Source organism: Butyrivibrio sp. NC2002 (genome assembly GCF_000702265.1).
Classification (GTDB): Bacteria; Bacillota; Clostridia; order Lachnospirales; family Lachnospiraceae; genus Butyrivibrio.
The window spans coordinates 842,814-856,877 of sequence record NZ_KL370880.1 but is presented as its reverse complement, the minus strand read 5'-3'; the positions used below and the strand labels follow the sequence as shown (position 1 = coordinate 856,877).

Genomic DNA, 14,064 nt, shown 5'->3' with positions numbered 1-14,064 from the left:
GAATAGGAATTTCGGAGAAATTTCCTATTCAATAAAAAAATCCCTCGCATCTTTTTAGATGCAAGGGACGAATATAATCCGCGGTACCACCCTGATTCCCGACGCAAGCGCCGGACACTTCATTGTATTTTGTTGTAGCTCCGATGCGAAATTTCCGAACTGCCTTTACCCGGATAGCTCTCAGCCGGTGACTATCCTCTCTCAGTGGGAAAACAGAACATCTTGGGCTATGCCCACATCTTCAACGCTCTGAAAATTAGTTTACTTTTGAAAAAGGAAAAAGTCAATAGTTTATGCCCTACTCTCATGGCAGACAAAATAGATTATCTGGTAATCCTTCGATACCTTTTCAAGGAAATTCTTCGCACCTGTCAGTTTTTCCTCATCAAGGTTTACAAAGGGATCGTCGTAAATAAGGAAGGGCTTTTCCTTAGTGTACATGGAATCAACCATTGCCATTCTCCTGCACAGGCCAACAAGATCCTTGTATCCTTCACTCATTAGCTTTACATCATGGAGCGAACCCCTTTCCTTAAGCAAAATATTGAGATTGGCATCAAGTTCATATTCTTCGCTGCTTCCGGATATAATGCCATGATATTTCTCAAAGGATTCCCTGATAATATCCATGTATCTGGAGGAGAAATTAATCTTCGCCTGTTCAAGGTAGTTTCTTGTATGCTTTACTACCTCATATTTTTCGGTGTAAGTCTGTACCTTCTCTGTGACATCCTCCAGTTCCTGTTCAGCGCTTTCTATTTCATCAATCTTTTCTAGTAAATACTCCTTTTGTTTTATATAGCCATCCTCTGTTAATTTCATTTCATCCAAACTACTCTTAAGTTCATTGAATCTGCTGCTTAAAGTTTCCAGGGATTCCGATGTGTCATCTTCTTTTTCAAGCATCGAGACGTCAATCTTCGAAGTATCGTTTTGAGCTTCAAACTCAGTTCTTTCTTTTGTTTTTTCTTTTAGGAGCTCTTCCTGTCTCGAAAGCTCGATCACAGCATCTCTTAGCTGATTGAGGAAAGCTTTCTTGTCATTCTGAGCAGAAAAACCCAGCTCTGCAATAAAGTCATTTATCGTATTTGTAATATCTTCTTCGGCCTTTTTTGCTTTAAGAAGCTCTTCATTCTGCCTCTTTAATCTCTCATAGCTTTCAGCATCTGCTTTTAAATTATGAAAAGCCTTGGCATAATCTTTTTCCGTGGCAGTAACTTCGTATGTGCCAAAGAAATGCTCGATTATTTCGCACTCATCCTCTATCCTCTCATCAAGGCGCATATCCAGATATTTATCATATCTTAGTTTTAATTCATCATAGTCCCTTGAAAGCTCCCTCAGATCAGAAAGCTGCATATACGCATCTATTTCAGAATATTCCAGACCCAGTCTGTTAAACAAAACCCTGATTTCCGTATCGACCTGATCGATGAAGCTCTCATCTTTTCTTATGTCCTCCAGAATTGCCATGTAGCTGTTCTGCGCATTTTTTTGCCCTTCAGAGGGCTTTTTCTTATCCCTTGTTATCACAAAGAAAAGACCCGGAGCAAGGAGCACAATTCCAAGCATAAGACATATAATTCCTGCTATCTGGTTATACAAAAGCATTATTGCAATACCAATTGCCCCTGTGAAAAAAGCAAGCAACAGCAGAATAAAGCCAATTGTATTTCGCTTATTGTCTCCGCTCTTTTCACTAGTCATGGATTTTAAGAGTTCAGCGTTTGCTCTTTTGGTGGGGAGTGCCTCGCTCTTGTTTTTTCTCTCAGACCATTCGCCCATCATACGGGTTAAAACATCTGAATCCGGCTTATATCCTGCGAAAACTTCCTCTGCTTCTTCCAGCCTGTTTAAATCCTTTTCAGATAACGAAAGCTTCCTCTCCTTTTCTCTAAGTTCAGAGAGTTTATCAATGTCATCTTCTACGCTACCCAGGAGTTTTTTATCAGGAATACCTTCTTTAAATTTTCTTAGAAGAGCATCGTATTTTTCTTTTTCGTCCGCATCCATCTCATAATCTTTGATGATCTGCTGCTTATCCTCAAGAGCATCTATATTCTTTATCTGCTCGTTTACATCACTAAGTGCAGGCACTTCTTTAGGGAAAAATGCGCAAAGAGAATCATATTTTTCCTTTGCTTTTTCTTCCTCCGTTATCACAGTCTGATATTTTAATGCGCCCGCCTGCGCGTCCTTCTTCTCACTAAGTCTGGCTATTTCCTTCTGGATACCTGAAATAGCACCGGAAGCTTCATCTTTTTCCTTGCCGATCTTTTTAAGTTCAGCATCTACCCTGTCCAGATTTTCAAGTGCAGACTCTTTTCCTCTTATCTGTTCTCTAAGCTCGAACACCCTGGAACTTAACTTATTTACAGCTCCTGTGATCCTGTCAGGTGAGAGCGAATTAAACAGATTTTTTAATTTATCCTGAACCGCATCGTATCTTCCTATGTCAAGAGATGCATCAGACACGTTTCCGATCTTGGCATTTATATCCGGTGTCACATAAGTCTGGCAATCCTGCTGCGCAATGAAAACCGTCTTCATGAAGGACTCCTGATTGATCTCAAAAAGCTCTTCGCCTATGTTTTCAGTAAAGTCATCAGAAATAAGATTGGTTGAATTGTCATAAAGTGCAAACGTATCTGTACCTGACTTCTTAGGCCCAAAGGTTCTCTCTATCCTGTATACCTTTCCGCCTGCCTCAAATACAATATTTCCTCCGTAGACACCCTTCTGCCAGGGACTGTAATGTTTTCTTTCATTCTCAAGCTCGCTCCTCTTGGAGTCACCGATAAATCCGTAGAACATTACCCTTATAAAAGTAGCGAGCGTACTTTTACCCCAGGCATTTTTCTCATGAATTGTATTAACCCCCATAGCAAAATCAATATCGAAATCACTTAATTTTCCAAAGTTTTCGATGTGACAGCTAACTAATTTCATACTTCTATTTCCTCTCCGCTTAAGGCTCTGATCCCGAGGGCGATCACCTTGGTTTTCATATCTTCCGACAGATCTTCGCTTTTTTGAACGAGTCTTACAAACTCCCCTTTTAGTGAAGCATCATACGCATAATCGTTGTAGTCTACTGCTATTTTTGTAGCATCAGATACCTTGGCAAAATAGAATCTCTCCTGCAGCCATTTTGCGATATAATCTGCATCCTTCTCACAGTCCATGCTGACATTTCCTGTAAGAACAACTTTCACCAGATCCATATTCGTGCATCCTGCATTTGTGATATCCTCAAGTATTTTTTCCTGTACCTCATGCATTGTCTCTTTTCCGGAAATATCCGACTCTGTTACAAAGACATTTCTCTTTGAAAACTTCACAAATTCCATGTCATATTCATGTGTGTTCTCATCTATATCAAGAACAACGAATCCGTGGTCTCCGCTTTCATCAAAGCCTCGTCCCTCAAGACAGCCGCTATAGCACCAGCATCCTCTTGCAGGGAGCTGCCCCGTCTGGTATTCGTGAATATGTCCAAGTGCAAGATAATCTATGTTCTTGTTTTTAAGATCAGAAAGTGAGATTGTCTCCGCATCATTTTTACTCTGATATCCGGCTATCTGACCATGAAGTGTAACAATGTTAAAATCCCTTGGGTCAAGCATAAGAGATGAATATATGATGCCGGCGTTTTGCTCTGACAGTTCCATGCCGTTTAAAACAATTCCTGTATCATTACCTATTTCGTATCTGGTCCAGATATCATTAAAAAGCTTCAGGTTTGCAGGCATATCCTCGATGTAAGATAAGAATTCATCTGCGCCACCGTGATTTCCTTTCAGATAGTAAAAATCAATTTCCGGATTGTACAGGATTGCTTCCTTTACCGCATTCCTTGTTCCTGCCGAGATATTTCTTGTATCAAAGAGGTCTCCTGCAATAATTATTGCCTTTACACCATTTTCCCTTGCATAATCAACCATCCTTAAAAAAGTGGCAAGGAGCTCATATTTCCTCTCTTTTGCCTTTTCTTTATCAAGATTCCCATTCATTTTTGAATCGAGGTGCATATCAGCACAATGTATTATCTTCATAAAAATTCCTTCGCAAAAAAATATTAAATTGTTTAAAGTGAATATCAAAACGAACATCCATGACAATTGTCAAAATCATGGAAAAATGGCAGCGCACATAATGTGCGTTGCCATTTAGAATAATACCATATTATGTTTTCAATTCATATTACAGTTTGAAATTATTAATCAAACCTTCAATCTTTTCTGAAGAATCAGATACAGCAGTAGCACTGGTATCTACACCCTTGGAATTCTCTGCAACCTGTTCTGCACTGGAGGTAAGATGTGTTGCTGTTGCACTTACTTCCTGAGTACTTGCTGACTGCTCTTCCGAAATAGCTGCCATAGAAGTTGCGATCTCATCAACACTTCCAACCTTACTTATCATCTCTCCAACTATATCGCTGGTCTCATCAAGACTCTTGAAGATTTCTTCAAATGTTGCACCTGCTGTATTGACAGCATCCATGTTGGAACTGATCTCTTCCATATTGGACTTTGACTTATTGGACAACTCTTCGATCTGGACTGTGATCTCTTTAATAATTGTAGAAATCTGCTGAGTTGAATCTGCACTGTTCTGAGCAAGCTGACCGATCTCCTGAGCAACAACCGCGAATCCCTTACCTGCTTCACCTGCTCTTGCAGCTTCGATTGAAGCATTAAGTGAGAGGAGGTTAGTCTGGCTGGAAATGGAGTTGATCATATCTATAATAGAATTGATCTTCTGCGCTGACTCTCCGACAACAGCTACAACGTCGTTCATATCCTCCATAGACTGGGAAATTCCTGTCATTCCCTTCTGAACGATTTCCATATCACGCTGTCCGTCTCTTGCCTTTGTTACCAGGCTGTCCATTGTATCTCTTGTCTGCTGGCTCTTGTCTGTAAGATTTGAAACCTCCTGTGCAAGAGTGGTAGCCTGATTAGCAAGCTCTGTAACAGCATCTGCCATATCATCCATTGCACCCTGGATCTGCTGCATTGCTTTGCTCTGCTCATCAGCCTGTTCATTGAGGTCGCTGGAAGCATTCTTTGAATTGGTAGCTTCTCCTGCAAGCTTTTCTGTAACTTCTCTTAGTTCTGTGAGTGTATTTCTCATCTGAGCAACATAGTCGAACATATTATTATTCATTGTGCCGATCTCGTTATTGCTCTTGCTTTCATCCTTCTTGATATCAACTGTGAAATCACCCTGCGCTATACGTGTGATATTATCTGTAAGTCTGCTTACAGGCTTAGTGATCATCTTGTTAATCAGACTATACAATATAATTGATATAACGACGATCATAATAACTGCAAGAATTACACTTATAGCTATAAAGCTGTAAAGAGGGGCAAGAACATCAGTTACTTTTACGAAAGAAGCAAGGAACCAGTTTGTTCCGGCAACAGGATCGATTGATACATAATATCTTGCGCCATCTGTACCGCGAAGAGTAAGAATTTCATCCGTACCACCTGCGGTTGTGATCTTGGATATTTCCTGAATGAAGGTATCATCCGGATATTCAGAAACATCCTTACCTATCTGATCCTCAGCAGGTGATGCGATCATGATCGTGCCGTCAAACATCATAGTTGATCCGGTTCCCAATGGTTTATATGCACTTGCTGTCTGGGAAATTCCTGAAAGCACAATATCCGTAGACATTACACCTTCTCTTCCATCTGCAAGCGAGATCTTACGTGATCCGCATACAACCATCTCTCCGGTTGTCATATCAACTGAAGGAGGTCCAAGAAATATAGATGTAGCATTGGCACCGTTTGTATACCATGCTCTTGTTGTAGGATCGTAGTCCGCATCAGGAACCCATCCGCCTCCATCATAGAAAGCGTCTTTTCCAAAAGCAAGATAAAGGTCAATTACTACTCCGGGATATTTTGCCATTCCGGGTTCCAATGCCTTAAAGATAGCTTCATCACTATCATAAGTGGATGCTGAGAATGTATCGGCAAATCCGTCATAATATCTGACCATACCTTCCACAACTCCGGCAATGTCAGCGGCATTTTTCTGTGCTTCCTGCTCAAGTCCGTTAGTTGCCTCTTTAACAATAACATCCTTAGCACGAAGTGAAATAAATGCTGCAACAATCGTAATTGCTATAAAAGTCATCGGAATAATAGCAAGCAAAAGCTGCGCACTTATGTGCTTTGTGTTAACCTTACCTTCTGTACTTTTACCCATGTTTTTTGCCCTCCATAAGATTACTGATACACCTTTTATTTTACACAATAAATAAACACATAAGAATTATCTGCTTATGAATAATTTATTATATTTCCATAAACGATATTTTGGATGATTTTAGATACATAATTCCGAAATTCCAGACGCTATGATATAAAAATGGCTGTCGCACCAAAGCAGTGCAACAGCCATCATTTTTTAAAAACAATTTCGATCAGAGAACATCATTTCTTTTTACATAAGCAGGTGTCACGGAATCTGACACAATCTTCTTAACATTCCTTATGTCAGCCCACTTATCGATCACCGCATTTTCAATATAAACTCCGTCTGCTATATCACTATATGCAAGTATGATCGAATTTTTGATAACAGCTCCTTTTCCTACGTGAACATTACGTCCAATGATGGAATTTTCAACATTTCCCTCAATCAGGCAGCCGTTACAAATCATCGAATTGGATACCTTTGCTCCGTGGAAATACTGCGTAGGACATGCATCCGTAGTCTTGGTATAAAATGGCCAGTCGTCCTTGAAGAAGTCTTCAGCCACATCAAAATCAAGGAGTTCCATATTGGATCTGAAGTAATCATCAAGACTTGTTATTGCGGCAAAATAGCCCTTGTGCTGATATCCTCTTACATCATATTCTTTGCACGCGATCGCAATCATATCTGCAAGAGAATAAGCAGATGACTCTTTTCTTGACTTCTTAATAAGTTCAATAAAGATATCCTTCTTCATAACATAGGTATCCATGCTGATATTCTTTTCTTTAGCAGTTCCCATGTTTCTGGTAAGGGATTCTACACCCTTCTGCTTATTAAGTGTTACAACGTTGCAAGCTCTGAAGTATTCTTTTGCCTGATCAACCTTGTGATACAAGAGAGTAATGTCAGTTCCTGATGCCACATGCTCATCAAGAAGCTGCTGATAATCCTGCTTGTAAACCATGTAGCTTGGAGCAATCACTACGTATTCCTGAGGCATACGTTCAATCTGCTCAAGGTTTTCCATGTATGCATTGATATCTGTGTTATAGATAGAACTTGCACCATTATTCTGTGTAAAGAGGAGCTGGAGATTACCTCTCTTTGAGTTGATATTGTAATGTCTTCCAGATCCGATATGCTCAACTATTGAACGCGGACGGCTGTTTAAGTAAACATGTATCCTGTCAAAACCGCTGTTACTCATATTTGAGATAGGAAAATCGATAACTCTGAATCTTCCAAGGAATGTGAACGCACCAATCGGTCTGTAGTCATGAAGTCCCTCGACTCTGATATAGTTTGCAGCTGAATTTATTACACCAAATGCTTTATTTGCCATTTTTTATGCCTCCCCCTTCACATTTTTTGCAACAAGGAGGATGTCCTCGCTCTTTTTATCTCCAACTTTGGCATTTTTGCCTATGCGGACTCCGTCAGCAACAAGTGCTCTATTAATGACAGCCCCCTCCTCTACTACAACACCGGGCATAAGAACAGAATCATTAACCTTGGCGCCTTCTGCTATTCTTACATTTGAAAACAGAACAGAGCTTGATACTTCGCCTTTTACAACAGCCCCCTGGTTGATATAGGCTCTGTCAATCTTTGCTGTAGAACCAATATACTGAGGCATTGTTCCAGTGTCTTCTGTGTAGATTTTCCATGAAGTATCATCAAGATTAAGTTCATTCTCACTGTCAAGAAGATCCATATTGGCTTCCCAGAGAGAATCAATAGTTCCCACATCTTTCCAATATCCTGAGAATTCGTATGCATAGAGAGCCTTACCCTCTTCAAGCATTACCGGAATGAAGTCCTTACCAAAATCGTGGCTTGAATCAGGGTTCTTCATATCATCAATGAGCATCTTGCGCATTGTCTTCCAGTTAAAGATATAGATACCCATCGAAGCCAGATTGCTCTTGGGCTTTGCGGGTTTTTCCTCGAATTCGATTATACGTCCGTCATTTGCGGTATTCATGATACCGAATCTGCTTGCCTCTTTCTTGGGAACGCCGATAACAGCGATCGTTGCATCAGCATTGTGTTCCTTATGATATGCAAGCATCTTGGCATAGTTCATCTTATAGATGTGATCGCCGGATAAAACAAGAAGATACTCAGGATCATAAGCATCGATAAAATCTATATTCTGAGAAATAGCATCAGCTGTTCCTCTGTATACATCAAGACCTGAATCAGCCTTTTCTCTGGGAGTAAGTACGAATACTCCGCTGTCCTTTGTATCAAGTCCCCATCTTCCGCCTGCGGCAACATAGCTGTTAAGGAGTACAGATTCATACTGCGTAAGAACTCCGACTACATCAATTCCACTATTTGCGCAGTTACTAAGCGGGAAGTCAATAATACGGTATTTTCCGCCATAAGATACGGCGGGTTTTGCGACTTTGTTAGTCAAGTCATGGAGCCTGCTGCCCCTTCCACCTGCAAGGATCATAGCAAGCATATTAGTTTGAGCCATATTGATTACCTCTCTTAGAATAATAATAACATTCCCCCGGCAACTTTTTTAACACCGGTTCCTATCCAGTCCCATAAAAGTCTGAATATTTTCTTAATATTATATCTATTATTTTAATAGATATGCACAACTATCGCAAGAAATATCGCCACTTTTTAGTGATTTCTCACTATTAAATTTTCATTTTTGCCTGTCAGCTTTATATATTGTGAAAAACTTTTCAGACTATCTGATGATATTCCCCCAAAGGCCTGATGCCTTCTACATTTTTACAGTATACTGCCCATTGTCCAACTAATGTCCAACAAAAAGGACCTCCGAAGAGATCCTTAGGGCACATTGTTTTATTCCGTTCTTATCTTTACTCTTTTTCCTGAGAATGCTATCCCGAATTTTATAATCTGAGTTACACCCTCCTCACACATTTCAGTATCGTAGCCTTTGTCATTTATCTGATCAAGAGCTTCTGAAGATAAGGCATCCAGTTCCTCATCATTCAGATCTTTATCCCATTTTAATTCCATGATCATCCCCGGGTATTTATTTTCCCTGGGGAACAGGCTGATATCATATCGTCCGTCGCCGGACTCTCTGTTGGACCTGATCCGATACTGGTTATCCATCAAAGCGATAAGCCCGAGAACCAGACCGTGATAAAACCCCTCCGCTCCGGCATCATAGAAGCTGATGCTCTTCTTTAAGTATTCTCCGATTCCGTCCTGCAGTTTCTTTGTATCCTGTGAAAAAAGACTCTCAGCGATCTTATTGGCTGTAGCTCTCCCCATTGCGCCGATCTGCATCAGATGCAACAGGATCTCACTCTTATATACTGCAGCTATCTCGCGGTTCGGTATCGAAACCTCACACAGCCATGCTCCATCGCCCTGAAGTTCCTTCTTTGGTGTCTTCAGATATCCGGCTACCAGAAGCAGACTGTATATATTCGCAGGATCTTCTGCAAGTGATCTGTACACCACGTTCTGATCGATCCTGGCAATCATACGCTCGCCCTGAAGAAGGGAATACAGTTTCTCCGTGATATCGCCCGTTGCAGCCTTCAGTACATCTTCCAGTACTTCGTTCTTTCCGGTGTTCACCCAGTATGCCTGCGGCAGGCATCCTCTTGACAAGTAATTGATCACTGACCACGGGTTATATATTTCCTTGTTCCCGAAGAGATATCCATCATACCAGTTCCGAAGTTCCTCCTCCTTATCGGATGCTCCATAATAAGCAAGCATTTCTCTCACTTCCGATTCAGTGAATCCAAAGAAACCATCGTACTCCTCGTCCATTACCGAATTAACCGTAAGATTGTTCAGACCACTGAAAATGCTCTCCTGCGCTATCCTTAATATACCGGTCAGGAATCCATATGACAGGTTACTGTTGTCCTTGAATGCTCCGGAAAAAAAGTTCCTCATGAATCCGATTATCTCATCATAGAATTCCTTCGAATACCCTTCCTGGATCGGAGTATCATACTCATCAATAATGATGATCGGGGCTTTTTTGTAATGAGCTGCAAGCATTTTGGAAAGCCTTTGAAGAGAAGCCGAAAGCTCTACTTCATTCGCCTGTCCGTTTAATACTTTCTCAAAATAGTCTTTCTCATACTTTTCGAGTTTATCACTATTTTGCAGTTCAGAATGTCTTCCAAATTCTTCCTGCAGCAGCCCGGAGATCTTTGCAAACGTTGCTTCCCAGGAATCATATTTGACATCTTTAAATGTAAGAAATATCACAGGATACTTCCCCTGATGCTTTCTGTACTCATCCCCGCACTTCCAGATCTCTTTGTCGGTAAAATACCTGCTTGTATCTTCATCAGATATTTCAAAGAAAACCCGAAGCATATCCATATTCAGGGTCTTTCCGAAACGTCTTGGTCTTGTAAATAATGAGACAAAAGCTTTACGATCAAGAAACTCTTTGATCAGGAGTGTCTTGTCCACATAATAGTATTCTGACTGTGCACGGATATAATCCGATATTCCTACCGGAAGTGGTTTTTTTTCATTCTCTACTCCCGACTTGATATATCGTCCTGTAACGATACGCTTATCAGCCGGACGCTTTGCATCATCCGGTATCTGCCATCTTTTACCCACCTTAACAGCTCCGGGAATCATACCTTCCTTGCAGAATTCCGTCACTCTACGCTCCGATATTCCCCATACCACAGCCATTTGCTTGCAGGATTTCATATGAACATGCCCCCTTTGCATCTATCATCTCCTACAGTATAAACATTATTCGGAAGGATGTCAACGTACATTTGATATCCTTCCGAATATATTTCCGAACAAAGTCATCTTTATTTGGTTGCTCTAAGGCGACAGCCCCATATCATTACATATTCCTATTATAAATTTTTTCTACGTGTTTTTTATTTCCTCCAATAAGTATCAGCGCTGCTGCAACTCCCATAACCTCAAATAATAAGACTATTTCCCTTTGTCCCATAAACATACTAAGTACACCTGCCGAAAGCTCTGCTACCAAAGCACCTGATGTACTAAGCACCTGAAAAGCTCCATTAAATCTGCCCTTCTTTTCATCAGGCACATAGCTCTGGGTGGACGAAATTCTGATAGTGTAGCTTGTAACACCAAGAACTCCCACCATGAAGCTAAGTAGCATAGCTATATAAAATGGCAGATACAGGTAAGCTCCTTCAAATATTCCTATCATCACATAAACGAAAAGTGCAATTGAGTACTTATGCCTTGCAGGTAGCCTGTGTCTGTAGTGATACATTCCTCCAACAGCCCTTCCAATAAAGCTCATACCAAAAATTCCAATGAATATATATTCTCCATAATCATAATTGCTCTTAAAATACGGAAGTCCTATAACATTCATGGCTCCGCCTGCCATTGCACTGAACAGAAAATAAATAGCAATCGCCCTAAGACCTTTTTCAGAAACAAGATATTCAAAGCCTTCTCTTATATCCGTTAAAACTCTTGCAATTTTTCCAAGATCCTCATCGGTTGTCTCCGCTCTTTGTTTTTCAATATATTGTTCTTTAGTCTGTATCTGCATCTCCAGAGATGCAGCTATAAAAAAGCATATGCCATTTATTATCATAAGCGGTGCAATTCCCACAAGGTTATAGAAAAATGTTGCAACAGGCACCATAACTTGCGAGAGCGTTTCAAGTACACTTGCAATTGAATACGCCTTGGAATAATTTCCTTTTGTTATAAGAAGTGGATAGAAGCTGTCATAAGCTACCATGTATACGCTGCTGATACACCCCAAAAAGAACGTAAGCACTGCAAACATCGGAAAATTAAAGAGCCCCTTCCATATTGCAAGCGCCACTATGATGTATATCACTGACATTACAAAGTCCAAAGTATATATCATCTTTTTTCTTGAAAATCTGTCCAGTATCGCACCGGATATTATAGGCATTATCAGCTGCGGTATCGTATACATTGACAGGTAAATCGCATATAGCATTGTGGATCCGGTGTAGTCCAGCACCATCAGACTCATGGCAAATCCCGCCATACTATTTCCAAACATGGACACCACACTTCCAAGTGTGATTATAGTAAAATCCCTGGTCCACAAGGGATTTGAATTTGTATCTTTTTCTTTTTTCATATCTTCCTCCAGTAATCATATCAAGTTTCTCTGCGCAAATTAAAAAGTCTATTCTTGTGTACACAAAAATAGACTCATACTAAATTCCTATATGAACAGAACAGAATAACGTACGATAATCTAATTTAAGAGTACACAAACATAGCTCGGATATCTCGGCCAAGCTACTCTTAAGCGCATTTATTTCTGTCATGCATACTTTACAGCAAATCAGAAAATGCCTAATGCATCTTTTCGCGCTTAATCATTAAAGTGTTTCTCAAATCAAATTATCAAATGCTCATCGTTTCTCCCCTGTTAATTTTCTACATCTTGTATGCTATCACAGGGTTAGATGTATTACAACATTATTTTGCCCTATTACAAATTGGACACTTTATCTCATATTTTTATTCTTTAAAAATCTGATAAATCAACTCGGTTACATCCTCTTGCCTTGGGAAGCATAATAAATGACTAATACAGGGAATCCCTTGATGATTTGATAATCCTGCCACTTATATTTCGCAATTATTAATTATTTTTAATTTTGCGAAACGAGAAAGAGCAGTTATCTTGTCGTAAAAGGTGACAACTTACCATAGACCATCTAGCGAAAGCGAAAAGAAAGTTGCATTAATAAAAGCCTTGCGTAAGCAAGGCTTTTATTAATGATAAGAGGATAATGGACGTAATATATGAGTGTGCAGCGATCTTTCAGAAGCTGTTCGATATAAATGGCTATGACAATGTCACTGTGTCATAGCCATTTTTTGAATTATTTAAACAAAAAATTTAGAATGAAGGGCGTCCAATAAACCGTCTTGTGAATAGAGCAATATACAATATTTCGACATACAATTATCGTTGTAATTCAGCCATCTATCTGTATAATAATCTTTGGTGGTGCAGCCCTTCGACTTTTTGAGAATCGAAAGGAGTTGCCTATGGTATCATGGTCAGACTTGATCCAATTTGGATTGCTGATCGTAGCAATCATAGGACTCACTTACAAAATATCTAAGATGAAGTGAGTAAAATAGCTGCCCCTCCCGCAAAGATTGGCAGCTATTTTAGTCTACAATTATACGCGAGGGGTTTGCACCACCTCTTAGATATTTTGATTCTAACGCTTATTCAAGCATTTTTCAACAAAAAATATTATCTTGATAGCGTATGAAAATAAAAAACTCCGAAATGCTGATAGCATCTGGAGTCATAGGGTTGGGCTGTTTACACAGTCAGTAGCTCGTAGCGGAATCGAACCGCTGATTCTGCCGTGAGAGGGCAGCGTCTTAGCCGCTTGACCAACGAGCCATTTAGTTTTTGTTTGTCGCCTTTCGTTTGGCGACTTGATTATATTATTACATCTTTATAATTAATGCAAGCACTTTTTTTTAAAAATTTTGATTTTTTTTAAAAAACTTAAATATCCACCTCTCATTGCGAAAGGTGGATACTGTTTTTACTCGTTTAAACCCACTGTCCATCAGGGTTTACGGACACATTTGAAATTGTAGTGCTTTTTACTCTTGTAGGTGAACCAAGCTTATCAGCAGTTACTTTTTTATCTCCACTCATCAGGAGATTAGAAACCTTCTTTTTGGTCTTCCCTGAATAAAGAGTATTTTGTGTTGTCATAAGTTCATCATCAACGTATAACTGCGAACCACCACTAACCTCATTAAGTTCTTCATCCGATAGAATTTTTTCATTATTGCTCATAACTATCCGCCCTCCTATGTAATTACCAT

8 protein-coding genes and 1 tRNA gene are annotated in these 14,064 nt (G+C 39.9%); all 9 read right to left on the bottom strand.

The genetic code is table 11. The features are described 5' to 3' along the window. Positions 1-291: 291 nt before the first annotated feature. Positions 292-2,949, bottom strand: a complete 2,658-nt coding sequence (locus T543_RS10685; protein ID WP_035768179.1) for an ATP-binding protein — start codon at positions 2,947-2,949, stop codon at positions 292-294. Next, on the bottom strand, positions 2,946-4,055 hold the full coding sequence (locus T543_RS10680) for a metallophosphoesterase family protein (RefSeq protein WP_035768178.1): 1,110 nt from the start codon (positions 4,053-4,055) through the stop codon (positions 2,946-2,948). Before T543_RS10680 ends, T543_RS10685 begins: the two co-directional genes overlap by 4 nt. A gap of 148 nt (positions 4,056-4,203) precedes the next feature. Then, the gene (locus T543_RS10675) at positions 4,204-6,234 is read right to left on the bottom strand and encodes a methyl-accepting chemotaxis protein (protein ID WP_051638704.1); all 2,031 of its coding nucleotides are present in this window, start codon (positions 6,232-6,234) and stop codon (positions 4,204-4,206) included. Positions 6,235-6,451: 217 nt separating this feature from the next. Next, complete coding sequence (gene glgD / locus T543_RS10670; protein ID WP_035768176.1) at positions 6,452-7,570, bottom strand: glucose-1-phosphate adenylyltransferase subunit GlgD; 1,119 nt, start codon at positions 7,568-7,570, stop codon at positions 6,452-6,454. 3 nt (positions 7,571-7,573) lie between these two features. Further along, positions 7,574-8,713, bottom strand: coding sequence for a glucose-1-phosphate adenylyltransferase (locus T543_RS10665; RefSeq protein WP_035768175.1), 1,140 nt, complete (start codon positions 8,711-8,713; stop codon positions 7,574-7,576). A 344-nt stretch (positions 8,714-9,057) separates the two neighbouring features. Further along, positions 9,058-10,920, bottom strand: a complete 1,863-nt coding sequence (locus T543_RS10660) for an AAA family ATPase (RefSeq protein WP_035768174.1) — start codon at positions 10,918-10,920, stop codon at positions 9,058-9,060. Positions 10,921-11,065: 145 nt separating this feature from the next. Further along, the gene (locus tag T543_RS10655; protein WP_035768172.1) at positions 11,066-12,331 is read right to left on the bottom strand and encodes an MFS transporter; all 1,266 of its coding nucleotides are present in this window, start codon (positions 12,329-12,331) and stop codon (positions 11,066-11,068) included. Between the two features lie 1,224 nt (positions 12,332-13,555). Next, positions 13,556-13,627 (bottom strand) — tRNA-Glu (locus T543_RS10650). 156 nt (positions 13,628-13,783) lie between these two features. Then, the gene (locus T543_RS10645; protein ID WP_035768170.1) at positions 13,784-14,035 is read right to left on the bottom strand and encodes a lactococcin family bacteriocin; all 252 of its coding nucleotides are present in this window, start codon (positions 14,033-14,035) and stop codon (positions 13,784-13,786) included. Positions 14,036-14,064: the final 29 nt, after the last annotated feature.

Bases quoted from the DNA above. Each gene is read 5' to 3' on its own strand.
- T543_RS10660 (WP_035768174.1), bottom strand. From the start codon at position 10,920: ATGAAATCCTGCAAGCAAATGGCTGTGGTATGGGGAATATCGGAGCGT.
- T543_RS10655 (WP_035768172.1), bottom strand. From the start codon at position 12,331: ATGAAAAAAGAAAAAGATACAAATTCAAATCCCTTGTGGACCAGGGAT.
- T543_RS10685 (WP_035768179.1), bottom strand. From the start codon at position 2,949: ATGAAATTAGTTAGCTGTCACATCGAAAACTTTGGAAAATTAAGTGAT.
- T543_RS10680 (WP_035768178.1), bottom strand. From the start codon at position 4,055: ATGAAGATAATACATTGTGCTGATATGCACCTCGATTCAAAAATGAAT.
- T543_RS10645 (WP_035768170.1), bottom strand. From the start codon at position 14,035: ATGAGCAATAATGAAAAAATTCTATCGGATGAAGAACTTAATGAGGTT.
- glgD (WP_035768176.1), bottom strand. From the start codon at position 7,570: ATGGCAAATAAAGCATTTGGTGTAATAAATTCAGCTGCAAACTATATC.
- T543_RS10675 (WP_051638704.1), bottom strand. From the start codon at position 6,234: ATGGGTAAAAGTACAGAAGGTAAGGTTAACACAAAGCACATAAGTGCG.
- T543_RS10665 (WP_035768175.1), bottom strand. From the start codon at position 8,713: ATGGCTCAAACTAATATGCTTGCTATGATCCTTGCAGGTGGAAGGGGC.